This window comes from Thermomonas sp., assembly GCF_046293095.1.
Taxonomy (GTDB): Bacteria; Pseudomonadota; Gammaproteobacteria; order Xanthomonadales; family Xanthomonadaceae; genus Thermomonas.
Window position 1 is genome coordinate 318,355 of sequence record NZ_JBKBPN010000001.1, and the last position, 23,852, is coordinate 342,206.

Consider the following 23,852-nt stretch of genomic DNA (forward strand, 5'->3'; position numbering starts at 1 on the left):
CAGCGACCGGCAGACATCGGAGGTGGCAGCGGCTCAGCCGGACCGCACGGCCGCCAGCAGGCTGCCGTCGGCCACCATCGCCACCGCGGCCGCGACCTCGCCGTCCAGTGCGCGGTCGCGGTCCAGGTAGGGAATGCGAGCCCGGATCGCGGCGTGCGCGGCTGCCACCGCCCTGCCCGGCCGGAACTCGGGGGCCTGGGCCAGCTGTTCGCGCAGGGCGTCCACTTCGGCCAGGAAGCCGGTGCGCTCGGGCGCCTCCGGCAGCGGGCCACCCGCCACCTTGGCGGCGAAGGCCTCGGCGTCCACCCGGCCGGCCAGCGCGCGCGCCGCGTTGATCATGTCGCGGCGCAGGTCCAGCGCCTGCGCGGCGGTGAACAGCTCCAGCCCCAGCACCTTGCCCAGGTCGTGCGCCATCGCCAGCACGTGGCGCGCCTCATTGGCGCCCATCGAGACGTGGTCCTCGGCGTTCGCGGAGGTGGGTATGGAATAGACCGAGGCCGGCATCGCGCGACTGGCAAGATCGTTGACGATGGCCGCCGCGGTGTACTGCACGATCATGTGGCCCGATTCGGTACCGTCCTCGTTGCCGATCAGGAACGGCGGCAGGCCGTCGCTGGTCGCCGGGTCCACCAGCTTGTTGAGGCGGCGCTCGCTGATCGAGGCCAGCACCGGGATGGCCGCCTTCAGATAGCTCATCGCCAGTGCCAGCGGCATGCCGTGGAAGTGGCCGGCGGAAATCACCTGCTCTTCCACGTGCGCGGCGTCCACCTTGTCGGGGAACACCAACGGGTTGTCGGTGACCGCGTTCAGCTCGACATCCAGCACGCGCTTGGCCTGCTCCAGCGCATCGCGCACCGCGCCGTGCACCTGCGGGATGCAGCGCAGCGAATAGCTGTCCTGCGGCTGGTGCTTCTTGCCGCCGCGGAACGGAAGGAAGCGCCGGTAGAACTTCTCGCGGCCATGACGCTGGGAGAACGGCACCCAGTCCCAGCCGATATCGAAGCCCAGCGCCTGCGCCGCCGGCGTGTCCCAGCTGCCGGGCTGCCATTGGCGGAACTTCGGCACCAGGTGGTAGGCGATGTCGGCCAGCGTGGAGCCGTCCAGCAGGCGCAGCAGGTTGGCCGCAGTCGCCACCTGCCCCGGATGCGGGCGCAGCGCGTGCACTTCCGGCGCGAATGCACCCAGGCGTCCAGCGAAGGCATCAATCGTCATCGCCGCGGCCAGATCGGCCACCTCCAGCAGGTCCTCCAGCTGCTGCACCGCCAGCACGCCGGTGGCCAGCATCTGCGCGGTGCCGTTGTTCAGTGCCAGCCCTTCCTTGTAGGACAGCGCAACCGGCTTCAGGCCCTTGCGCGCCAGCGCGTCGGCACCGGGCATGCGTTGGCCATCGACAAAGGCTTCACCGCCACCCAGCAGGACAATGGCCAGGTGCGACAGCGGCGCCAGGTCGCCGGAGGCGCCCACCGAGCCCAGTTGCGGCACCACCGGCACGATGCCGGCATTGAGCATGGCCGCCAGCGCTTCCAGGGTCTGCACGCGAATGCCGGAATGCCCGCGCAGCAGGGTGTTGATGCGGATGCACAGCATCGCCCGCACCACCTCCGGCGCGAACGGCTCACCCACGCAGACCGCATGGGTGACGATCAGGTTGCGCTGCAGTTCGATGTGCGGTGAGTCGCCCGTGGGCATGGCGCCCGGCAGCTCGTCGCGCAGGCGGTGCGCGCCCAGCAGCTTGTCGGCGTTGCTGCCAAAGCCGGTGGACACGCCGTAGATCGGCTCCTGCTTCTCCACCTGCGCGGCCAGGAAGTCGGCGGCGCGTGCCACCCGCGCCAGTGCAGCGGCATCCAGCGCCACCGCGGCGCCACGCGCCACCGCCACCAGCTGCGCGCGGGTCAGCGACAGCCCATCCAGGCGGACGGTCGCACTCATTGCGCGCGCACCGCGCCACTGCGCAGCTGCTCGCGCTCCACCAGCAGCGCCGAGGCCAGTTCGGCCTCGGACACCTCGAACTGCTCGCCGCGGCGCAGGTCCTTGACCGCCACCACGCCCCGCGCGGCCTCATCCTCGCCGCGCAGCACCACGAAGCGGATGCCCGCCTTGTCGGCGTACTGCAGCTGTCTGGCCAGCTTGCGCGGCTCCAGCTGGGTCTCCACGTTCAGCCCACCCGCACGCAGCCGCTGCGAAAGCGCCAGCGCGTGGTCCAACCCGGCGTCGTCCATCAGCGCCACCAGCACGTCGACCGAGCTGTCGGCGGTCTGCACCAGCCCGGCGTCCTTCAGCTGGAAGAACAGCCGGGTGAGGCCGATGGAAATGCCCACGCCCGGCAGCTTCGACTTGGTGTAGTGGCCGGCCAGGTTCTCGTAACGGCCGCCCGAGCAGATCGAGCCGATCTGCGGATAGGCATCCAGCGTGGTCTCGTAGACCACGCCGGTGTAGTAATCCAGGCCGCGCGCGATGGACAGGTTCAGCGCATAGCGCGACTCCGCCACGCCCATCGCCTTGAGCTGCTCCAGGATCGTACGCAACTCGGCGCGCCCCTCCTCGAACAGCGGCGTACCGGCGCCCAGCGCGTCCAGCTTGGCAAGCGCGTCGGCATGGCCGGTCGAGCGCACCTGCGAAAACGCCATCAGCCGCTCGATCACCTCAGCCGAAAGACTGAAGCCCTCGCCCGCCAGCGTCTCCCGCACGGCATCACTTCCGCGCTTGTCCAGCTTGTCCAACTCGCGCAGCACCAGCATCTGCGCCTCGCCTGCGATGCCCAGACCCTCGAAGTAGCCGCGCAGCAGCTTGCGGTGGTTGAGCTGGATGGTGAACTCGCCGATCGCCATGCGATCGAAGACCGCCGCGATCACCGCCGGCAGCTCGGCATCGAACCGGATCGACAGCGCATCCTTGCCGATCACGTCGATGTCGCACTGGTAGAACTCGCGGAAGCGCCCGCGCTGGGCGCGCTCGCCCCGATAGACGCGCTGCATCTGGTAGCGGCGGAACGGGAATGCCAGCTCGTGCTCGTGCTCGGCGACAAAACGCGCCAGTGGCACCGTCAGGTCGAAGCGCAACGCCAGCTCGGGCAGGCCCTCGCCACCCTTCTCCAGCGCGCCGGTGGACTGCACGAAATAGACCTGCCGTTCGGTTTCGCCGCCGGACTTGGTGAGCAGGACCTCGGACAACTCCATCACCGGCGTTTCCACCGGCAGGAAGCCGAAGCGCTCGAAGGTCTGGCGGATGGTGTCCAACATGCGCTGGAACGCGATCTGGTCGCGTGGCAGCAGTTCCATCACACCGGCGGGGGTACGCGGCTTGATCAAGGCAGAGCTCCGGGAGCGCGTGAAACCGCTAGTTTAGGGAATCTCCAAACAATTCGGAGATCCCCGTCGGCCACGGATGGCCGACCACGCACCGATCGCGCAAGCGTTGGATGCATGGGAGCCAAGCCCGGTCATGTGCCAGCCTCGGCGTGGGCGGACAACGCCAGGGTGGCGTTGCCCAGATCTTTGCTTGGCGGGCAGACCGGCCCCTTCGCGGCATCCGCCGGCATGATGGCGACGAAAAGCCGCAGGGGGCTTGCCGACACCGCAACACCCCCCTAAAATACGCGGCTCTGCTGTCGGGGTGTAGCTCAGCCTGGTAGAGCGCTACGTTCGGGACGTAGAAGTCGCAGGTTCAAATCCTGTCTCCCCGACCATCCAGCAGACCCACGAAGAACCGCCGCAAGGCGGTTTTTTGTTTGCCTCGCCCCGTCGACAGGAGCGAAGGCCACGGGCACACACGCTACAGATGCCGTTCGGGCAGCCGATGATGTAACGTGAATATTCCTTTCACGCCCTCCGCGTAGCCCATGCTTATCCTCGTCGGCTTCATCGTCGTCATTCTCAGTGTGTTCGGCGGCTATGTCGCCTCGCATGGCAGGCTGGGGGCCCTGTGGCAACCCTTCGAGCTGGTGATCATCGGCGGTGCGGCGTTTGGCGCTTTCCTGGCCAGCAACCCGATCAAGACCGTCAAGCAGACCTTTGCCGCCGTCATCGGCGTCCTGAAGGGGCCGCGCTACAAGGCGAAGGACTATCTGGATGCCCTCAGCCTGCTCTACGAGGTGCTGAACCGCGCCCGCAAGGAAGGTTTCATGTCGCTGGAAAGCGATGTCGACAATCCCGCACAAAGCGCGCTGTTTGCCAACTATCCGTCGATCCGCGACGACCACCACCTGATGGATTTCATCACCGACTGCCTGCGGCTGATGATCGGGTCCAACATCGAGCCGTACGAGCTGGAGCCGTTGCTGGAGCTGGAGCTGGAGAAGCACCACCACGAGGAGCTGGCGCCGGCACACGCACTGACCAAGGTGGCCGACGGCCTGCCCGGCTTCGGCATCGTGGCGGCCGTGCTGGGCATCGTGATCACGATGGGCTCGATCGGCGGCGATATCGCCGAGGTGGGCGGCCACGTCGCCGCCGCGCTGGTGGGCACCTTCCTCGGCATCCTGCTGGCCTACGGCTTCGTGGCGCCGCTGGCCGCCGCGGTGGAGGCCCGCGCCGAGCAGGATTCGCGCATCTATGAATCCGTGAAGACCGCGCTGCTGGCCAGCCTGCGTGGCTACCCGCCGAAGATCGCGCTGGAATTCGCCCGCAAGACGGTGCCCTCGGCGCTGCGGCCGGGCTTCAGTGAATTCGAACAGCACATCAAGACGCTGAAGTAAGCCATGGCCGGCAAGGACGAAAAGCCGACGATCTTCGTCAGGCGGGTCAAGAAGGTCCAGGGCGGCGGCCACCACGGCGGCTCCTGGAAGGTGGCCTACGCCGACTTCGTGACCGCGATGATGGCCTTCTTCATGGTGATGTGGCTGGTCGGCGCGCTGACCACCAAGCAGCGCGAGGCGGTGTCCGACTACTTCAAAAACCCCAGCCCCATCGTTGGAAAAAGCAAGGCCCCCTCGCCTGGCATGAACGGCCCAGGGGGCGCCAGCAATTCCATGATCAAGCTGGGCGGCACCATGGAGCTGCCCAAGGGCCCCGGTGCGGAGTTCACCCGCGACCCGGCCGACCAGAAAAGCGACGCCGACAAGAAGCGCCAGGAGCGTGAGCGTCTCGAACAGCTCATGCAGGACCTCAACGAAGCCATCGCCAAGAGCCAGGCGCTGGCACCCTTCAAGGACCAGCTGCTGCTGGACATCACCCCGGAGGGCCTGCGTATCCAGATCGTGGACAAGCAGAACCGGATGATGTTCGACCTCGGCAGCGCCAAGCTGATGCCTTACACCGCCGAGATCCTGCACGAGATCGCCGGCTTCGTGAACCGCGTGCCCAACCGGGTCAGCATCGCCGGGCATACCGATACGGCCAGCTACGCCAACCGCATCGGCTACAGCAACTGGGAGCTGAGTGCGGACCGCGCCAACGCCGCGCGGCGCGCCCTGTTGGAGGGCGGCATGGATCCCGCCAAGATCGCCCGCGTGGTCGGTTTCGGCGATGCCATCCTGTTCGACAAGAAGAACCCGCTCAATCCGATCAACCGCCGCATCAGCATCGTGGTGATGACCAAGGCCGCGGAGGATGCCGCGCTGGGCTCGACTGAAACCCTGCCGGTGCCTGTGCCCGGGGCGGCCCCACCTGCAGCCCCGGCTGCGGCAACGGCTGCGCCCGCCAAGTAAACACTGCGCCGGCGCAGCGATCGTTCAGTGCACCCGCCACCCGTGGACGCGCGCCGTCGAGGCGCCGTGCACTACCAGCGGATCCGCGGCGGCGATCGCCTCCGCGGCCGCGAGATCCGCGACGCCGCGGAGCAGGTAGGCACCGCCACTGCGGTCATCGAAACCACCGCTCATCTCCAGCAGGCCTTGCGCCCGCAGGGCCGCCAGAAATTCGGCGTGTCGTGGCAACAGCGCGGGATCGAAGCCCGGCTGTCGCATCACCAGCACCAGGTAGCGGACAGCATCTTCGCTCACAGTGCGTCCCAGCGCGCGCGCAGCATGTCCAGGCGCAGGTCGGCAGAGGCTCCCGGCGACGTGCGTGCCGCCAGCGACCCCTCCGGGGTACGCCCCTGCCCGGCCTCGTCGGCGGCCGCGGCCGCGGCCTTGTAGGCGTCGCGGAACGGCACGCCGGCAATCGCGGCCTCCACCGCCACGTCGGTGGCGTACATGCCCGAGTCGATCGCCGCGCGCAGGCGGTCTTCGCGCCAGTCCAGGTTGGCCAGCAGCGCCGGCAACAGCTCCAGCGCGGCCAGGCCGCGGCCGAAGCCGTGGATGATCGCGCCCTTTGACGCCTGCAGGTCGCGGTGGTAACCCGACGGCAGCGACAGCAGCTGCTCGATCCCGGTGCGCGCCGCGGCCACGCTGGCGTGGGTGGCGCGCATCAGTTCGATCACGTCCGGGTTGCGCTTGTTCGGCATGATCGAGCTGCCGGTGGTGTATTGCGCCGGCAGCGCGACGAAGCCGAACTCGGCGCTGGTGAACAGCGAGAGATCCCAGGCGAGCCGGCGCAGGTCGAGGGTGGCACTGCCCAGGGCCTCCAGCGCGGCCAGCTCGAACTTGCCACGCGAAAGCTGGGCGTAGGCCGGCGAAACCTGCATCCTCGCGAAGCCCAGCGCGCGCGTGGTGTGCTCGCGATCCAGGCGCAGGTTGACGCCGTAACCGGCGGCGGTCCCAAGTGGATTGCAGTCCACCAGTGCGAGCGTATCCGCGGCGCGCACCGCGTCGTCGATGAAGGCTTCGGCCCAGCCTGCCCACCACAGCCCGACCGAGGACACCACGGCGCGCTGGATGTGGGTATAACCCGGCATAGGCAGATGCTTTTCCGCCTCGGCGCGCTCCAGCGCGACCTTGGCGATCCCGCGCGACAGCGCCGCCAGGCGGGCCAGCTTTTCCTTCAGCCACAGCCGCGTGGCCACCAGCACCTGGTCGTTGCGGCTGCGCCCGGTGTGGATCTTGCGGCCGGCATCGCCCAAGCGTTCGGTCAGGCGGGCCTCGATGGCGGAATGGCCGTCCTCGTAGCGGCCGTCCAGCAGGAACGCGCCGCTGCGGAAATCGTCGGCCAGCGTCGCCAGCTCGCGCTTGAGGCCGCCCAGCTCGTCCAACGTGAGGATGCCGATGCGCTGCAGGCCCTCGGCGTGCGCGGCGCTGGCGGCGATGTCGTGCAGGAAGAACTCGCGGTCCAGCAGTACGTCATCGCCGGCCAGGAACGCCTGGATGCCTGCATCGACGGTGACGCCGGGTTTCTGCCACAGCAAATCGCTCATGCCGCCTCCGGTGCGACGCGCATCAAAGGAATGCCGGCCAGTTCGTCGAAGCCGAAGGCCAGATTGAGGTTCTGCAGCGCCTGCGTCGCCGCGCCTTTCAGCAGGTTGTCCTCGGTCGCCACCACCACCAGCCGGCGACCGTCATCGGCCAGTGCGAACCCGCCCAGCTCGACGTGGTGGGCATGGGCGATCCGGCTGACCCACGGCGCCGCGTCGCCCACCTGCACCAGCGGCTCAGCGGCGTAGCGGTCGCGGTAGCGGGCCAGCACGGCCTCGCGCGTGAACGGACGGGACAGGTGCAGGTTGGCGGTGATGGTCAGCCCGCGGAAATGCGGCGCCACGTGGGGCATGAATTCGACCGGATGGCCGAGGTGGCGGGTCACCTCGCGCTCGTGCACGTGTCCTGTCAGCGCGTAGGGCATCAGGTTGTCGCGCAGCAACTCGACATCGTTTTTGTCGGATGGCGAGGTGCCGGCACCGGAATACCCGCTCACGCCGAAGCACTGCACCGGGCCCGCCAGCACGTCTAGCATCGGCGCCAGCGCCAGCTGCATCGCCGTGGCATAGCAGCCGGGATTGCTGATGCGGCGCTGGCCGGCATAGCTGGTGCGGGTCAGTTCCGGCAGGCCGTAGTACCAGCCATCGTCGAAGCGGAAGTCCGCCGACAGGTCCAGCAGCACCGCATCGGTGCCGGCATCGTCGAACTGCTGGACGATATGTCCGGCCTTGCCGTTGGGCAGCGCCAGCACCACCGCATCCGCGCCCAGCTCCGGCAGCGCCTCGTACGCCGGCGAGGTGTAGGCCAGGTCGCCCGCATAGCCGGGGATGTACTCGGCCAGCGCGCGCCCCGCCAGCTCGCGCGAGGTCACGAAGGCGAGATCGAAGGCGGGATGGCCCGCGACCAGCCGGATCAGCTCCGCGCCAACGTGACCCCGCGCGCCCACGATGCCGATGCGCAATGTCTTCATGCCCCGCCCTCCCGGGCGACATCCTCCAGGGTGGCCGGGCGCTCCGCGCACAGCGCCACGTAGCGCGCGATGCGGTCGAACCCGGCCTCGCCGTACCAGTACACCTTCCACTTCGCCTGCTTGATGCAGCCGTCGGATTCGGCATCGTAGAACGCATTGACCGGGTTGCCGTGGCGCGAGCGCCAGAACAGCGCCGGATTCTGCTCGCGCATCACCAGCCACACCGCGCGCCCCAACCCCTCGCCCTGTGCTTCATCCAGCACGGCAAACTTGTCGAGGTAGATGCCGGCATCCTCGCGGGTCAGGATGACTGCCGCGCGATAATGCTCGCTGACGTAGGCGCGGTGCAGCCGGGTGGTCTCGAAATAGTCCGGCAGCAGCCTGCGACCGAACGCCGATTCGATCAGCGCGCGCAGCCGCGGCAGGTCGAAGTCCGTCCAGGCATCGCCCTGCAATACGCGCTCGCCGCGGCGGACCAGCGTGCCGGACCCCTTGTGGGTGAACAGCTCCTTGGCCAGTTCGGACGGCCGGGTGATGGACACCGAGGAGGCCTGCGGCAGGCCGTCAAGAAGATCCTTGATCTGCGCGATCTTCACCCGCATGCCGCCCTCGATCCAGGGCTGCTGCATCAGGTGGTCGTATTCGGTGGACAGGTTGATCGAGTCGATGATGCGGCCGTCCGCGTCCAGAAGCCCGCCGGTGCCGGTCAGGAACACGATCTTGTAGGGCTGCAGCTCCTGCACCAGTTCGTTGGCGGCGAAGTCAGCGTTGACATTGAGGATCTGCCCGCCCACGGTCTCGCCCAGCGAGGCGATCACCGGGATCGAGCCGGCCTGCAGGCTGGCCTGGATGGGCGCCAGGTCGACGCGCTTCACCTCGCCCACCAGCCCGTAGCGCTCGCGGTCGAGGTAGTCGGCTTCGAACACGCCCGAAACAATACTGGTGGCGCGCGCGTCGGCAGCCTGCAGGGCTTCCACCAGTTTCAGGTTCTGCGCGTGGAAGACGCGGCGGACGATGGCCAGTGCTTCCGGCGAGGTCACGCGCAGGCCGTCGATGGTCTTCTTCTCGATGCCGGCAGCGGCCAACTCCACGTCCAGCTGCGGGCCGGCGCCGTGGATCACGATAGGCGTCAGGCCGACGTCCTGCAAGAACGCCAGCGAGGAGACCAGCGCGTCGAGGTCGTCACGCAACACCGCGCCACCCACCTTGACCACGGCAAAGCGCGCCGCGTCGAGCTGGGAGAAGCGCTTCAGATACTGGCTGATTTCCTTCGCGCTGCCCATGCTGGACAGCAACCGCACGATGGTCTGGCGCGTCTGCGGATCGTGCACGGCGTGCGGGGAGAGGATCGGGGTCACGGCAGGTCAGGTCCCAAGAAGGCGGGTGATGGATTCGGCGTAGCGCTGCAGCTCGTCCAGCGCCACCCATTCGCCGGCGGTATGTGCCTGGGCGATGTCGCCCGGGCCATAGACGAAGGCGGTCAGGCCGGCCTGCGAGAACAGCGAGGCTTCGGTCCAGAAATCGACGGCGTTGCCAATCGGCAGGCCCAATGCATCGGCGAGGTCGCGCGCGGCAAGCCGGCGCTCTTCGGCCGTCGCGATGTCACCGGCCGGCAGCGACGGCCCGCGGAAGGTCTCCTCGTAACGCTCCAGTGCGCCTGGCGCGGCGCAGGCGGCAAACCGCGCATGCAGCGTGTCGATATCGTGCGACGGCAGCGGCCGGAAGCCGAAGCGCACCTCCGCGCTGGGCGCGATCACGTTGGCCTTGATGCCGCCCTCGACCTTGCCGATGTTGAAGCGCAGGCCGGTCAGGCCGCCGAAGCGTGCGTGCGCTTCGCCATCAACCAGTGCCAGCGCGTTCGCGCCCCAGCGCATCGCCTGGTGCAGCGCGTTGGCCTGCAGCGCGTTGGCGCCGGAGGCGTGCCCGGCCTCGCCCTTGAAGCGCAGCAGCACCGAGCTGATCCCGCGGTGGGCCAGCACCGCCTCGCAGCGGGTGGGCTCAGCGATGATCGCCTCGGTGAAGCCGCGGTCCTCTGAGAGGAACGCCGCGATACAGCGCGGGTCGTTGGCCTCCTCGTCCGAAGAAAACAGGAACGCGGCATCGCCCGACGTGGCATTGGCCGCGGCCACCAGCCCTGCCGCCGCGCCCTTGATATCGCAGGTGCCCAAGCCGATGGCACGGTCCTGCGTCACCCGCAGCCGCAGCGGGTCGGTATCCCACGCCTCGGACGACGGCACCGTGTCCAGATGCACGTTGAAGACGCGCCGCGGCGTGCCGCGCACGGCCAGCAGCGACACTGCGCCGTCGCCGTGGTCGGTCACGTCGCAGTGGAATCCAGGCAGCTGCGCGCGCAGGTAGTCGAAGATCCCGCCGGTGCCGATCCGGCGGGGCGGGTTGCGGGTGTCGAAAGCCACCAGCGCTTCGAGATGCCGCAGGACCGCATCAAGCATGTCAGCCACCGCCCTGCCCGCCGTTGACCTCGGCCCACAGCGTGCTGCTCATGCCGAACAGCTTGATGAAGCCCTCGGCTTCCTCCACGCCCCAGTCCGCCGACTGCGCGTAGGTCGCGCCCTTGGCGTTCAGCAGGTGCGGCGAGCGCACCGCGATGGCATCCACCCGGCCGCCACTGGTGCGCAGCACCACCTCGCCGTTGACCATGCGCTGGCTGGAGGCCAGGAACGCCTCCAGGTCGGTCTTCAGCGGATCGTGGAAGAACCCCTCGTAGACCAGTTCCACCCACTTGCGGGCGACGTCCGGCTTGAAGCGGTTCTGCTGCTTGGTCAGCACCGCCTCCTCCAGCGCGCGGTGCGCCACCAGCAGCGCGGTCAGGCCCGGCGCCTCGAACACGATGCGGCCCTTCAGGCCGATGGTGGTGTCGCCGGTGTACAGGCCGCGGCCGACGCCGTACTGGGCGAACATGGTGTTGAGCTTGGCCAGGATCTTCTCGCCCGGCAGATCAATGCCGTCCAGCGCCACCGCCTCACCCTGGTCGAAGCGCAGCGTCACCTCCAGCGGCTCCAGCGGCCAGTGCTCGCGGCGCGCGCACCAACCGCGCGCGCCTTCACCCGGGGCCTCCCAGGCGTCGATCTCGCCGCCGGACATCGTGACGCCCAGCAGGTTCTCGTTGATCGTGTACGCCTTCTGCTTGGCGCGCACGCCGAAGCCACGCTCCTCCAGATAGGCCTGCTCGTACGCGCGGGTCTGGGTGTGCTGCTTCTGGATCTCGCGGATCGGCGCCACGATGCGGTAGTCGCCCTGCGCCTTCACTGCCAGATCAAAGCGCACCTGGTCGTTGCCCATGCCGGTACAGCCGTGGGCGATGGCATTGGTGCCCAGCTCGCGGGCCCGCGCTAGGCTGGCGTCCACGATCAGGTAACGGTCGGAGACCAGCAGCGGGTACTGGCCCTGGTAGCCCTCGCCGGCCCACACGAACGGCTTGACGAAGCCGTTCCAGATCGCCGGGCCGCCGTCGACGGTGACGTGCGAAGCCACGCCCAGCTCGGCGGCGCGCGCCTCGATGGCGGCGCGCTCCTCGGCATCCACGCCACCGGTATCGGCGAACACGGTGTGGACGTTCCAGCCCTGCTCTTTCAGATAGGGCACGCAAAAGCTGGTGTCGAGGCCGCCGGAAAAGGCCAGAACGATGTCGCGGGAGTCGTTGGGGGCAGTCATGCGGGGGTATCCGAGGGAAAAACGGGGAAGAGGAATCGGGGCTCAGCGCAGCAGCGCGGCCATCACGGCCTTCTGCACGTGCAGGCGGTTTTCGGCCTCATCAATGGCGATGCAGCGCGGGGAATCCATCACGCCATCGGTGGCCTTGACGTTGCGACGCAGCGGCAGGCAGTGCGAGAACACGCCGTCGTTGGTCAGTGCCATCTTGGCTTCGTCGACGATGAAGTGCTTGTACTGGTCGCGAAGGGGCTTTTCCGCTCCCCAGTTGCCAAAGAACGGCAGCGCGCCCCAGCTCTTGGCATAGACCACGTCGGCGCCGGCATAGGCGCTTTCGATGTCGTGGCTGACCTGGAGCGAGCCGCCGCTTTCTGCCACGTTCTGCGCGGCCCAGCCCATGTAGCGCTCGTCCAGGATGTACTCCGGCGTCGGGCACAGCAGAGTCACGTCCATGCCCATACGGGTGGCAATCGTCAGCGCCGAGTTGGCCACCGCGGTGTTCAGCGGCTTGGGGTGGTAGGTCCAGGTCAGCACGTATTTCCTGCCGCGCAGGTCGGTGGTGCCGAAGTGCTCCTGCAGCGCCAGCGCGTGGGCCAGCTCCTGGCAGGGATGGGTGATGGTCTCCATGTTGATGACCGGCACCGTGGAGTACTTCGCAAACGCCTTGAGCACCCGGTCCTCGCGATCCTGCGACCAGTCGATGAACTTCGGGAAGGCGCGCACGCCGATCAGGTCCACGTAACGCGCCAGCACCCGCGCCACTTCGGCGATGTGCTCCTCGGTGTCACCGTCCATCACAGTGCCAAGATCGAACTCGATCGGCCAGGCGTCCTTGCCCGGCTGCAGCACCACCGCATGGCCGCCCAGCTGGAATGCGCCCAGCTCGAAGCTGGTGCGGGTACGCATGGAAGGGTTGAAGAACACCAGCGCGATCGAGCGACCTTTCATGGCATCGCCCAGCTTGCTGCGCTTGAACGCGGCGGCCTGCGCCAGCAGGGCATCTAGGTCGGGGCGGCTCCAGTCCTGGGTGTTGAGGAAATGCTTCATGGGATCGGCTCGATGTGATGGGGAGGCGTTGTCGGGGCGGGCCGCTCCTGCGCATCCTGCGCCCGCGGCATTCGTGCATCCTGCACGTCAAAACGCAAAAACCCAGCCTGGGGGCTGGGTTCGGATGGTGAAACACGATGACGCGTCCGGATTACCCAGCGGGATGTAAGGGTTCCGGTCGGCGCGCGCGCGACGTCATGCCGGAGGCCATCCGGGCGGTGTCAGCGTGGCGCGTGGCAAGGTGGGCATGCATCGGGGCGGCATCCTCGCACGCCGGGGCAGCCGGCGCAAGCGACTTCAGTCGAGGGGCTGGGGGGCGATGGCGATGCGGATCCGCAGGCGATAGCCGGGGTCCCGGTCCATGCGGGTCCGGAACTTCGCGCCGCGGTACATGTAGTCCACGTCGTAGGCGATGGTGCGGCGATGTTCCTTCACCACCGGCTCCATCCGGCAGTTCTTGGCATCGCCTGCCGCATCGTCAGCGGACGCCCGGTTGCGCACGGCGTTCATCACCCGCGCCAGCGTGGCGCTGATGGCAGGCTCGCGCGTATCGCAAACCTGTTCCATGCTGGTGGTGCGCAGGGTCTGGTAGACCGGGCGGACCGACAGCACCTGCGCATAGTCGTAGCGCACGTTCTCGGCGGGGAGAACCACCTCGCGCGGCACCTCCTGCGCGGATGCGGCGCCACCGGCAAGCAGCCCAACGGGCAGGCACAGCGCAGCGAAGTGGCGTGGCATTGGCATTGCCGCAGTGTATCGGGACAACGATGTGGCCGGCTGAATCGCCGCTGTCGCCGCAATGCCGCGGGCCGCGGCCGCTACAATGGCGTCCCCACTGTGCCTGCCGCCATGAGCCTGCATCTCCACAACACCCTGACCCGCCGACTGGAACGGTTCGAGCCGCTCTCACCGGGGTGCCCGACGCTTTATCTGTGCGGGCCCACCGTCTACAACTACGTCCACATCGGCAATGCCCGCGGGCCGGTGGTGTTCGGCGTGCTGGCCGCGCTGCTGCGACGCCGCTTCGGTGGCCTGCGCTACGCCCGCAACATCACCGACGTGGACGACAAGATCAACGCGGCGGCGCAGGCGCTGGGTACGCCGATTTCCGCGATCACCGACAAATACGCCGCCGCCTACCGGCAGGACATGGCCGCGCTGGGCGTCGTCGGCGAGTTCGCCCCGGACATCGAGCCGGCGGCGACCGCGCACATGCCGCAGATGATCGCGATGATCGAGCGCCTGATCGCCGACGGCCACGCCTACGCGGCGGAGGGCCACGTGCTGTTCTCGGTGGCCAGCTTCCCGGGCTACGGCAAGCTCTCGCGCCGCGATACCGAGGAAATGCTGGCCGGCGCGCGCGTCGAGGTGGCGCCTTACAAGCGCGATCCCGGCGACTTCGTGCTGTGGAAACCCTCCACCGACGACCTGCCGGGCTGGGACTCGCCCTGGGGTCGCGGCCGCCCGGGCTGGCACATCGAATGTTCGGCGATGGCCGAGGCCCACCTGGGCGAAACCATCGACATCCACGCCGGCGGCGTGGACCTGCAGTTCCCGCACCACGAGAACGAAGTGGCGCAAAGCGAGTGCGCGCACGGCGGCAAGCCGTTCGCCCGGTTCTGGCTGCACAACGGCATGTTGAACTTCGGCGGCGCCAAGATGGCGAAGTCGGTGGGCAACATCCAGCGCGTGCATGAGCTGGTGCGGGCGCATCCGCCCGAAGCGCTGCGCTACGCCCTGTTGTCGGCGCATTACCGGCAGCCGCTGGAATGGTCGGACGGGCTGATCGAGCAGAGCGTGCGCACGCTGGATCGGCTGTACGGCACCCTGCGCGACCTGGCGGACGTCGATGCCGAGCCCGTCGTTCCCGCAAGCATCGAGTCGGCGCTGGACGACGACCTCAACACGCCCGCCGCACTGGCGGAGATTGCCCGCATCGCCGGCGAGGCCCGCAAGGCCGGCCCCTCCGGGGACAAAGCCAGGCTGAAGGCCCAGCTGCTGGGCGCGGGGCGGGTGCTGGGACTGCTGCAGCAATCCCCGTCCGCCTGGTTCGCCCGCGGCGCCTCCGGCGACGACGATGCCCGCATCCAGGCCTTGGTAGACGAACGTACGGAAGCCAAGAAGTCCCGCGATTTCGCCCGCGCCGATGCGATCCGCCAGCAGCTGGCCGACGAAGGCATCCTGCTGGAAGACACGCCGCAGGGCGTGCGCTGGGTGAGGAAGCGCGCATAGCCGGTGCCCTATTGGCACCGGCTGCACTTCCGAACGCCCGGCCAGGGATGGCCGGGCCGGACGATCCGAATCATGGATGCAGCGCCACGGATGGCAGCCAGCAAGTTCCCGGAAACGACATGACCGAAACCGCCTTCCCCCTTGAACCCACTGCCGCCGACGCGCAGGCCGCCATCGCCGAGGAGTTCGGCCTCTTCGGCGACTGGTCGGAGCGCTACCAGTACCTGATCGACCTGGGCCGCAAGCTGCCGCCCTTCCCCGACGCGTGGAAGACGGACGAGCACCGCCTGCACGGCTGCCAGTCGCTGGTGTGGATCGTGGCCGAAGGTGACGCCGACCGGCTGGTGTTCCATGCCGCCAGCGACTCGGCCATCGTCTCCGGACTCGTCTACCTGGCCCTGCGCGTCTACTCGGGCCGCGGCGCAGCGGAGATCCTGGCCACCGAGCCGGACTACATCGCCCACATCGGCCTGGCCAAGCACCTGTCCCCCACCCGCAGCAACGGCCTCGCCGCGCTGCTGGCCTTCATCCGCGAGCGCGCCCGCACCGCCCTGCCGGCATGAGCGATGCGCCCGCGCCGCCCCTGCACAGCATCGGTTTCCGCTGGCTGCTGCTCTACCGGATCTGCACGCTGCTGTCTTACCAGATCGTGGCGGTGGCCGTGGGTTGGCACATCTACGCGCTGACCCGCGACCCGCTGGCGCTGGGGCTGGTGGGGCTGGCCGAGGTGGTGCCGTACTTCTGCATCGCGCCGTTCTCCGGCTACCTGGTGGACCACCTGCCGCGACGCAAGCTGGGCGCCGCCGCCTGCGTCCTGCTGGCCGTCAATGCCGGCGTGCTGGCATTGCTGGCGGCGGGCGTCATTCCATCCCATGGCACCTGGGCGATCTACCTGGCGGTGGCGGTGGGCGGCATCGGCCGCTCCTTCCTCGGCCCCGTCTACAACGCCCTGTTCGCCCGGGTGCTGAAACGGGATCAGTTCAGCCGCGGCGCGGGCCTGGGCAGCGTGGTGTTCCAGGCCGGCCTGGTGCTGGGGCCTGCCGCAGGCGGCATGCTGGTGGGCGCGCTGGGCAATCCACTCACCTTTGCCGTGGGCACCGGCTTCGCCTTGCTGGCCGCCGCCACCCTGCTGGCCATGCCGGTCAGCGAGCCAGCGCCGGTACAGCAGCGCGGCCCGATCTTCGCCAGCATCGCCGAGGGCGCGCGGTTCGTGGCCGGCAACCAGATCTTGCTGGGCGCGATGGCGCTGGACATGTTCTCGGTGCTGCTGGGCGGCGCCGTGTCGATGCTGCCGGCGTTCATCAAGGACATCCTGCACGCCGGGCCGGAGGCGCTGGGCATCCTGCGCGCCGCGCCGGCGGTCGGCTCCATTGCCATGGCGCTCTGGCTGACCCGCCACCCGCTGCAACGCCATGCCGGCCGGGTGCTGCTGCTGGCCGTCGCCAGCTTCGGCGTGTGCACCATGGCGTTCGCGCTGTCCCGCCAGCTGTGGCTGTCGGCGTTGCTGCTGGTGGCCTACGGCGCCTGCGACGGCGTCTCGGTGGTGCTGCGCTCCACCATCATGCAGCTGGTGACGCCGGACGCCATGCGCGGCCGCGTGTCCTCGATCAACGGCATCTTCATCAGCTCCTCGAACGAGCTTGGCGCGTTCTACGACGGCGTGATGGCGCGCCTGCTGGGCCTGGTCCCGGCGATGATCGTGGGCGGCTTCGTGACCCTGGGCGTGGTGGCCACCACCGCCCGGCTGGCCCCGCGCCTGCGCCGGCTGGACCTGCGCGAACTGCAGTAACCGGCGGCCAGCCGCGCTAAACTACACGCCTGACGCCAACGCTCCACGGATCCCGGACCATGCCCTTCGTCGTCACCGAAAACTGCATCAAGTGCAAGCACACCGACTGCGTCGAAGTGTGCCCGGTGGACTGTTTCCATGAAGGCCCGAACTTCCTGGTGATCGACCCGGACGAGTGCATCGACTGCACCCTGTGCGAACCAGAGTGCCCGGTGGGCGCGATCTTCCCGGAAGAGGACGTTCCGGCCGGCCAGGAAGTGTTCATCGGCCTCAACGCGGAATTGGCGAAGGAATGGCCGGTGCTGACCGTGCGCAAGGACCCGCCCGCCGACCACGCCGAGTGGGACGGCAAGCCGAACAAGCTGGCGCTGCTGGAGCGCTGATCAGCCGGTTCCATCGGCAGCCCACCGCCCCACGTACTGGAACACCCGGCAACGCCATCGACCGGGCCGCGCCCGGATCCCACTGCCCACGCCTGTGCAGGGTTTATCCGTGCTGACCGGCCAGCCGCTGCGCGACCCCGGGGCGCGTCCTGCGCGAATTTGTCGTTCCCATCAAAACAGATGCGCCTCGCGCCGGAGACGCGAAGCGCGGCGACAGGATGCGGCATCCGCACCCAGGACTTGCCGAGCAAGCCCCAGGCCGGTGGAGGACAATGCCCCCGGTTACGGTGCGATCGCGGCCTTGAGCAGACCGATCAGCTTGCCGGCGGCTTCCCCGCTGGGCGGCAGGCCGCGCGGGTCGACCGCGGACACGTAGGTGCCGTCGCCGGCCTTGGTCACGCGGACCAGGAACTTGGCGCCCATGTAATCCACGTCGTAGGTGCCCAGGATCTCGGCCTTGCTGGCGATCTGCACGCCGGACGTGGCGCCCAGCACGTCGCCGACCTTGGCGAACACCGCGTCGCGGTCACCGGCGGCGTTGAAGCCCAACGGAGCCACCGCGGCCGGGACGGCAGCGGACGCCGTGACGCTGGAGGTCCCCACGGACGGCAGCGCCATGGCCTTGTCGGCGGCCGGACGGTCCAGATCCGGCGGCACTTCCAGCGGGCGCGCCTCGGCGCTCTGGGTGTAGAGCTCGTTCTTCTTCTTGAACCAGTGGCAGCCGGAGAGCCCCCCCACCAGCAGGACGGCGACAAGGGGGGCGGCCAGGGTCGCGCGGAAAGTGCGGTGCATCGGGTTCTCCAGTCAGGCCGCGTCGGCGCGGCTGCGTTCTTCGAGTTGGCGGATGGCGGTGTGCAGGCGCTGGGCCTGGGCAACATGCGCCGATGATAGCGGTTGCAGCGGCAGGCGCAGGCCGTGCCCGATCCCGTCCAGCGCCAGAAGCGCCTTGACCGGGATCGGGTTGGGCTCCACGCCGAGGAAGTGATAAAGCTCGGCCAACGCGCCGTCCAACACCTGCGCGCCGGCCGCGTCGCCCGCACGGGCGCGGTCGCACAGGCGGCGGAAGGTGGCCGGAACGACGTTGGAGGCGACCGAGATGACGCCATCGGCGCCGGCCAACATGACGCGCACGGCGGTCGGATCATCGCCGCTGAGCACGGCGAAGTCCTCGCGGCGCAGCGGCAGCAGGGCTTCCATCCGGTCTTCCTCGGCGCGCGCCTCCTTGATGCCGATGATATTGGCGTGGATCGACAGCTCTCCCACGGTAGCGGGCACCATGTCGCAGCCGGTGCGGCCGGGCACGTTGTACAGCACCACCGGCAGCCCGCCCTCGTCCGCCACCGCGCGGTAATGCGCCAGCAGTCCGGCCTGGGTAGGCCGCACATAGGGCGGGGTGACCACCAGGGCGGCATCGGCCCCCAGTGCAGCCGCGCGCCGGGTGCAGCGGATGGTCTTGGCGGTATTGGACTGCCCGGTGCCGGCTAGAACCGGCATCCGCCCCCCGAGCCGCTCCACCGCGGTCTGCAGCAGCAGGTCGTACTCGTCATCGAACAGGGCCGCGGCCTCACCGGTGGACCCGGCCACCACCACCGCCTGCGTCCCCGCCGCCAGCTGCGCCTGCAGCAGCCGTTCCCAGGCGGGAACATCGAGGTCGCCGGCGGCCGTGAAAGGGGTCGCCAGGGCGGTAATGCTGCCGGAAAGTCGCAAGGGCGGAGGACTCGTGCAGGGCGCGGCGCCGGGGCGCAGCGCAGGTTCGGGGGAAAACACGCGGATACGGTGATCTTACTTGCGGCTAGAAAGCGCCGGCAAGTATGCTGACACCGATGCAGCCATGCGCTGGCGGCATTTCCCCACCGCCCTGGATGTCCCGCATTGAGCAAGACCGCCGCTCCCCGGCCCGCCGCGCCGAACGAGAACCACCTGCTGATCAACGCCTACACCACCCATCCGCAGTCCCCGCTGCTGGCGGTGACCCGGCGGATCGCGGACTCCGGGTGCAACCTGGTGGACACGCGGCTGGCCACGGTGGGCCGCGACGTGTCGGTCACGGCGCTGGTGACCGGCTCCTGGGACGCGGTGGCCAAGCTGGAGACCATGCTGACCAAGCTGGAGCGCGAGGAAGGCCTGAAGCTGGTGTGGTACCGCACGGGCCCCAAGCCCCTGCAGTCCAGCCTGCTGCCCTACGTGGTGGAGGTCATCGCCGCCGACAAGCCGGGCATCCTGTTCCAGCTGGCCGACTTCTTCGACCACCAGGGCATCACCATCGAAAGTCTGCACTGCTCGCGCTACCGGGCGATGCAGACCGGCGCCGACATGTTCTCCGCGCAGCTGACCATCGGCGTTCCGGCGGACATGCACATCGCCGCCCTGCGCGATGATTTCCTTGAGTTCTGCGACCACCTGAATCTCGACGCCATCATGGACCCGATGAAGTACTGAGCGGAGTTCGCATCCCGATGATCGACACCGGCGACCGCATCCCCGACCTGCCTCTCGCACTGTCCAGCGGCACCACCGCCACGCTTGGCGACTACGCAGGCAAATGGCTGGTGCTGTACTTCTACCCCAAGGATTCCACCCCCGGTTGCACCACCGAAGGGTTGGACTTCAACGCCCTGTTGCCCAAGTTCCAGCGCGCGGGCGCCGTGGTCCTTGGCGTGTCCAAGGATTCGATCAAGTCCCACCAGAACTTCTGCGCCAAGCAGGGCTTCCGGTTCGACCTGGTCAGCGACACCGACGGTACGGTATGCGATGCCTTCGGGGTGGTGCAGCCCAAGAAGCTGTACGGCCGCGAGTATCTTGGCATCGTGCGCAGCACGTTCCTGATCGACCCTACCGGCACGGTGCGCCAGAAATGGCAGCCCGTGAAGGTGCCCGGCCACGCGCAGGCCGTGCTCGACGCGCTGCAGGCCGCCCAAGCCAAGTGATCGCCCCCGCCGCCCTTTTCCTCCACTGCCCCGCCCTGCGGGATGCGGTGGCCCGCTGCCGTCCGACCGAAGGGAATGCCGCATGACCCGGAGCAAGCGCATCTACGTCCTCGATACCAACGTGCTGATGCACGACCCCACCGCGCTGTTCAAGTTCGAGGAACACGATGTGTACCTGCCGATGCAGGTGATGGAGGAGCTGGACAACGGCAAGAAGGGCACCAGCGAAGCCAGCCGCAATGCCCGCCAGGTCAGTCGCTTCCTCAACGAGCTGATCGAGGCCCACGGCAGCGCCGACGTCCACAACGGCATCCCTCTGGCACGCCCGCAGGGCTTGCAGCTGCGTGGGGCCGAAAGCGCGGGCAAGCTGCGCTTCCAGACCGGCGATTTCGATGCCGGCAAGCGCTTCGGCACGGTCATCCCGGACAACAACATCCTCGGCGCGATCCTGGTGCTGAAGCAATCCGAGCCGGAAACGCCGGTGGTGTTCGTGTCCAAGGACATCAACCTGCGCATCAAGGCCTCGATCGCCGGCATCGTCAGCGAGGACTACGAAAACGACCGCGCGCTGGACGACTTCAGCCTGCTTTACACGGGCGCCACGCCGCTGGCCGAGGACTTCTGGCAGCGCCACGGCAAGGACCTGAAGTCGTGGACGGACAAGGGCCGCACCTATTACGAGATCGCCCGCGCCGAGGGAGAGGAGTGGTATCCCAACCAGTTCGCCTTCCTGCCCGGCGACGAGCAGTCGGAGTTGAAGGTGGCCAAGGTCGATGGCGACCGCATCACCCTGCGCATCGTGGACGACTTCCGCCACAACCAGCATGCGGTCTGGGGCATCGCCGCGCGCAACCGCGAGCAGAACTTCGCACTCAATGCACTGATGGACCCGGACATCGACTTCGTCACCCTGCTGGGCACCGCCGGCACCGGCAAGACCCTGCTGGCGCTGGCGGCGGGCCTGGCACAGACGATGGACCAGCAGCGCTACCGCGAGATCATCATGACCCGTGCGACGGTCAGCGTGGGCGAGGACATCGGCTTCCTCCCGGGTACCGAGGAGGAAAAGATGACGCCGTGGATGGGCGCCCTGACCGACAACCTGGAAGTGCTGACCCACAACCAGGACGGCGGCAGCTGGGGCCGTGCGGCCACCAACGACCTGCTGGCTTCGAGGATCAAAATCCGCTCGCTCAACTTCATGCGCGGCCGCACCTTCCTGTCGCGCTATCTGATCCTCGACGAGGCGCAGAACCTGACGCCCAAGCAGATGAAGACCCTGATCACCCGCGCCGGTCCTGGCACCAAAATCATCTGCCTGGGCAATGTCGAACAGATCGACACGCCCTATCTGACCGAGACCACCTCCGGGCTGACCTACGCCGTGGACCGCTTCAAGAGCTGGGCCCACAGCGCTCACGTCACCCTGCGCCGCGGCGAGCGTTCCCGCCTGGCCGATTACGCCTCCGACGCGCTCTGAGCCGCCTCGGCCTGCCCGTGCGCATCGGCAAGCGCGCGCAGGGCATCGGCCAGATCCGCGTAATAGCCATCGGGATGGTCGCGGCGCACCAGCTGCGCCCGCATCAGCTTGCGCAGCACACGCAGGTTGGCGCCGCACAGCACCACCTTGATCCCACGCTTGTGCATGGCTTCGATGGTGGACTCCAGCCGCTTGAGGCCGGTGGCATCGATCAGCGGGACGCGTTCCAGCCACAGCACCAGCACCTTCGGCGGCTGCCGCGACCACGACAGCGCCCGCTCCAGCGAATCCACCGAGCCGAAGAAGAACGGCCCTTCGATGGCGTACACCACCAGATCGGGCGGCAGCGCCTGCAGCCCGGCCCGGGCCAACTGCTCGCGCAGGCTGTGCGGATCGTGTTCGACCACCGACACGGCCGCACTCATCCGCCGCATGAACTGGAACATCGCCAGGATCACGCCGATATTCACCGCCACCACCAGGTCGGTAAAGATGGTCAGTGCGAAGGTGATCACCAGAATGCCGGCATCGGCACGCGGCGCATGCCGCAGCAGGCGCAGGAAACGGTGCACCTCGCTCATGTTCCAGGCCACCACGAACAGCACGGCGGCCAGCGCCGCCAGCGGCACCTTGCCGGCGTAGGGCGCCAGCGCCAGCAGGATCAGCAGCAGGGTGATCCCGTGTACCACGCCTGCAATCGGTGCATTGCCGCCATTGCGGATGTTGGTGGCGGTACGGGCAATCGCCCCGGTCGCGGCAATACCGCCGAACAGCGGCGAGAGGATATTGGCGATGCCCTGCCCGATCAGTTCCTGATTGGAATCATGCCGGGTGCCGGCCATGCTATCGGCAACCATCGCCGACAGCAGCGACTCGATCGCCCCCAGCATGGCGATGGTGAACGCCGATGGCAGCAGCGCCATCCAGCGGTCGAAATCCGCCACCGGGAACTGCAAGGACGGCAGGCTGCGCGGAATCGCCCCGTAGGTGGATTCGATGGTCGCCACACTCGGCAGACCCAGCACGCTGACGATGCCCGTGGCCACCAGCATCGCCAGGAGCGGCCCCGGCACCCGCGACAGCCCCGGAATGCGCGACCCCCACAGGGTCAGCAGCAGGCTGACCATGCCCACCGCCGTGGTCGCAGGATCGAGGTGCCCGAACGACTGCACAAGCCGCCAGAGCTTGAGATAGAACGGGCCATCGCCGGGCGCCGGCAAGCCGAAGAAGTACTGCCACTGCCCCACCCAGATGATGACCGCGATCCCCGCGGTGAAGCCGACGATCACCGGATCGGGGATGTAGCGGATCACCCCGCCCAGACGCGCCCAGCCCATCGCCACCAGTATCACCCCGGCCATCAGGGTTGCCAGCAGCAGGCCATCCACACCGAACTGCGCCACTATCCCAGCCAGGATGACGATGAAGGCTCCGGTCGGTCCGGCGATCTGCACGCGCGAGCCGCCGAACAGCGACACCGCGATCCCGGCGATGATCGCCGTGTACAGGCCCTGTTCCGGCTTGACGCCCGACGCGATGGCAAAGGCCATGGCCAGCGGCAGCGCCACCACCCCGACGATGACACCGGCGACCAGATTGCGCGGCCAGTTTTCCCGCCGCAACAACCCGGCTCGTGCGGCTTCCACGATCGCGATCATTGCATCCGACTCCTGCTCATGACGTCTGGTTTCTGGATTGCAGGCGCACACCGCGCCCACCGCCCGGACTGCTCGCCCCTTCGCCGATCAGCTCCACGCCGGCGGCCTCCAAGGCCTCCACCACCCGGGTGAGCGAGTCGACCATCCCGCGCACGGTCCCGTCGCTGGCCTCCATGCGCTGGATGGTCGGCAGCGACAGGCCGGCCAGCTTGGCCAGGGTCTTCTGGTCGATACCGAGCAGGGCGCGGGCTGCGCGCATCTGGGCGGAGGTGATCACGGCAGGTCTCCCGACACCATCTTGGACTATTAAGCATCACTATAGATGTTTTATACATCTATCGAGCTGTATTTTACCAAGCATCGACCGGAAAATTGCAACGCCGGCACATCCCATCACCGGCGCCGGGATGGGGTGGACATGACGGAGGCGAACAGGATTTGTCGTCGCGCGCCACGGATGCACGGGAGCGCC

At 68.3% G+C, this 23,852-nt stretch carries 22 protein-coding genes, 1 tRNA gene and 1 pseudogene; 10 read left to right on the forward strand and 14 right to left on the reverse strand.

Features of this window, described 5'->3' with window-relative positions; genetic code table 11:
* Positions 1 to 33: 33 nt before the first annotated feature.
* Positions 34 to 1,929, reverse strand: a complete 1,896-nt coding sequence (gene hutH / locus ACK4SG_RS01615) for a histidine ammonia-lyase (RefSeq protein WP_409599117.1) — start codon at positions 1,927 to 1,929, stop codon at positions 34 to 36.
* A complete protein-coding gene (hisS, locus tag ACK4SG_RS01620; RefSeq protein WP_409599118.1) occupies positions 1,926 to 3,308 on the reverse strand; it encodes a histidine--tRNA ligase in 1,383 nt (460 codons plus the stop codon). The genes hutH and hisS overlap by 4 nt, the downstream gene beginning before the upstream one ends.
* Positions 3,309 to 3,608: 300 nt before the next feature.
* Here hisS and ACK4SG_RS01625 point away from each other — a divergent pair.
* The 3 genes and pseudogenes from ACK4SG_RS01625 to motB all read left to right on the forward strand — a co-directional run.
* Positions 3,609 to 3,685: transfer RNA gene (locus tag ACK4SG_RS01625), tRNA-Pro, on the forward strand.
* Between the two features lie 153 nt (positions 3,686 to 3,838).
* A complete protein-coding gene (gene motA, locus ACK4SG_RS01630; protein WP_409599119.1) occupies positions 3,839 to 4,693 on the forward strand; it encodes a flagellar motor stator protein MotA in 855 nt (284 codons plus the stop codon).
* A gap of 3 nt (positions 4,694 to 4,696) precedes the next feature.
* A pseudogene (motB, locus tag ACK4SG_RS01635) lies at positions 4,697 to 5,638 on the forward strand (flagellar motor protein MotB); the annotation flags it as partial.
* A 30-nt stretch (positions 5,639 to 5,668) separates the two neighbouring features.
* Here the strand turns inward: motB and ACK4SG_RS01640 are convergent.
* The 8 genes from ACK4SG_RS01640 to ACK4SG_RS01675 form a co-directional block, all read right to left on the reverse strand.
* Complete coding sequence (locus tag ACK4SG_RS01640) at positions 5,669 to 5,902, reverse strand: YciI family protein (protein ID WP_409599697.1); 234 nt, start codon at positions 5,900 to 5,902, stop codon at positions 5,669 to 5,671.
* Between the two features lie 32 nt (positions 5,903 to 5,934).
* The gene (gene argH / locus ACK4SG_RS01645) at positions 5,935 to 7,227 is read right to left on the reverse strand and encodes an argininosuccinate lyase (RefSeq protein WP_409599120.1); all 1,293 of its coding nucleotides are present in this window, start codon (positions 7,225 to 7,227) and stop codon (positions 5,935 to 5,937) included.
* A complete protein-coding gene (gene argC, locus ACK4SG_RS01650; protein ID WP_409599121.1) occupies positions 7,224 to 8,195 on the reverse strand; it encodes an N-acetyl-gamma-glutamyl-phosphate reductase in 972 nt (323 codons plus the stop codon). The genes argH and argC overlap by 4 nt, the downstream gene beginning before the upstream one ends.
* Entirely contained in the window at positions 8,192 to 9,553 is a 1,362-nt protein-coding gene (locus tag ACK4SG_RS01655; protein ID WP_409599122.1) for an acetylglutamate kinase, read from the reverse strand. The genes argC and ACK4SG_RS01655 overlap by 4 nt, the downstream gene beginning before the upstream one ends.
* A 6-nt stretch (positions 9,554 to 9,559) precedes the next feature.
* The gene (locus ACK4SG_RS01660; RefSeq protein WP_409599123.1) at positions 9,560 to 10,654 is read right to left on the reverse strand and encodes an acetylornithine deacetylase; all 1,095 of its coding nucleotides are present in this window, start codon (positions 10,652 to 10,654) and stop codon (positions 9,560 to 9,562) included.
* The gene (locus ACK4SG_RS01665) at positions 10,647 to 11,867 is read right to left on the reverse strand and encodes an argininosuccinate synthase (protein WP_409599124.1); all 1,221 of its coding nucleotides are present in this window, start codon (positions 11,865 to 11,867) and stop codon (positions 10,647 to 10,649) included. The genes ACK4SG_RS01660 and ACK4SG_RS01665 overlap by 8 nt, the downstream gene beginning before the upstream one ends.
* A gap of 42 nt (positions 11,868 to 11,909) precedes the next feature.
* Positions 11,910 to 12,911, reverse strand: a complete 1,002-nt coding sequence (locus ACK4SG_RS01670) for an N-acetylornithine carbamoyltransferase (protein ID WP_409599125.1) — start codon at positions 12,909 to 12,911, stop codon at positions 11,910 to 11,912.
* Positions 12,912 to 13,208: 297 nt separating this feature from the next.
* Entirely contained in the window at positions 13,209 to 13,655 is a 447-nt protein-coding gene (locus ACK4SG_RS01675; protein WP_409599126.1) for a hypothetical protein, read from the reverse strand.
* Between the two features lie 105 nt (positions 13,656 to 13,760).
* Here ACK4SG_RS01675 and cysS point away from each other — a divergent pair, with 105 nt between their 5' ends.
* The 4 genes from cysS to fdxA all read left to right on the forward strand — a co-directional run bounded on the left by cysS (position 13,761) and on the right by fdxA (position 17,315).
* Positions 13,761 to 15,143, forward strand: a complete 1,383-nt coding sequence (gene cysS / locus ACK4SG_RS01680) for a cysteine--tRNA ligase (RefSeq protein ID WP_409599127.1) — start codon at positions 13,761 to 13,763, stop codon at positions 15,141 to 15,143.
* Positions 15,144 to 15,262: 119 nt separating this feature from the next.
* The gene (locus ACK4SG_RS01685; RefSeq protein WP_409599128.1) at positions 15,263 to 15,706 is read left to right on the forward strand and encodes a SufE family protein; all 444 of its coding nucleotides are present in this window, start codon (positions 15,263 to 15,265) and stop codon (positions 15,704 to 15,706) included.
* The gene (locus ACK4SG_RS01690; protein ID WP_409599129.1) at positions 15,703 to 16,932 is read left to right on the forward strand and encodes an MFS transporter; all 1,230 of its coding nucleotides are present in this window, start codon (positions 15,703 to 15,705) and stop codon (positions 16,930 to 16,932) included. Before ACK4SG_RS01685 ends, ACK4SG_RS01690 begins: the two co-directional genes overlap by 4 nt.
* Positions 16,933 to 16,991: 59 nt before the next feature.
* A complete protein-coding gene (gene fdxA, locus ACK4SG_RS01695) occupies positions 16,992 to 17,315 on the forward strand; it encodes a ferredoxin FdxA (RefSeq protein ID WP_409599130.1) in 324 nt (107 codons plus the stop codon).
* 282 nt (positions 17,316 to 17,597) lie between these two features.
* Here the strand turns inward: fdxA and ACK4SG_RS01700 are convergent, their stop codons facing one another.
* Positions 17,598 to 18,107 (reverse strand): hypothetical protein, encoded by a 510-nt coding sequence (locus tag ACK4SG_RS01700; protein WP_409599131.1) that lies wholly within the window; start codon positions 18,105 to 18,107, stop codon positions 17,598 to 17,600.
* A gap of 12 nt (positions 18,108 to 18,119) precedes the next feature.
* On the reverse strand, positions 18,120 to 19,022 hold the full coding sequence (gene dapA / locus ACK4SG_RS01705) for a 4-hydroxy-tetrahydrodipicolinate synthase (RefSeq protein WP_409599132.1): 903 nt from the start codon (positions 19,020 to 19,022) through the stop codon (positions 18,120 to 18,122).
* A gap of 165 nt (positions 19,023 to 19,187) precedes the next feature.
* On the opposite strand from dapA, the gene ACK4SG_RS01710 reads away from it, so the two are divergent.
* The 3 genes from ACK4SG_RS01710 to ACK4SG_RS01720 all read left to right on the forward strand — a co-directional run bounded on the left by ACK4SG_RS01710 (position 19,188) and on the right by ACK4SG_RS01720 (position 21,722).
* Positions 19,188 to 19,754, forward strand: coding sequence for a glycine cleavage system protein R (locus tag ACK4SG_RS01710; RefSeq protein ID WP_409599133.1), 567 nt, complete (start codon positions 19,188 to 19,190; stop codon positions 19,752 to 19,754).
* Positions 19,755 to 19,771: 17 nt separating this feature from the next.
* The gene (locus ACK4SG_RS01715) at positions 19,772 to 20,242 is read left to right on the forward strand and encodes a peroxiredoxin (protein ID WP_409599134.1); all 471 of its coding nucleotides are present in this window, start codon (positions 19,772 to 19,774) and stop codon (positions 20,240 to 20,242) included.
* Positions 20,243 to 20,324: 82 nt separating this feature from the next.
* The gene (locus tag ACK4SG_RS01720) at positions 20,325 to 21,722 is read left to right on the forward strand and encodes a PhoH family protein (RefSeq protein ID WP_409599135.1); all 1,398 of its coding nucleotides are present in this window, start codon (positions 20,325 to 20,327) and stop codon (positions 21,720 to 21,722) included.
* Here ACK4SG_RS01720 and ACK4SG_RS01725 read toward each other — a convergent pair.
* Both ACK4SG_RS01725 and ACK4SG_RS01730 read right to left on the reverse strand, forming a co-directional pair.
* Entirely contained in the window at positions 21,701 to 23,380 is a 1,680-nt protein-coding gene (locus tag ACK4SG_RS01725; protein ID WP_409599136.1) for a SulP family inorganic anion transporter, read from the reverse strand. The genes ACK4SG_RS01720 and ACK4SG_RS01725 overlap by 22 nt on opposite strands.
* A gap of 16 nt (positions 23,381 to 23,396) precedes the next feature.
* The gene (locus tag ACK4SG_RS01730) at positions 23,397 to 23,657 is read right to left on the reverse strand and encodes a helix-turn-helix domain-containing protein (protein ID WP_409599137.1); all 261 of its coding nucleotides are present in this window, start codon (positions 23,655 to 23,657) and stop codon (positions 23,397 to 23,399) included.
* Positions 23,658 to 23,852: the final 195 nt, after the last annotated feature.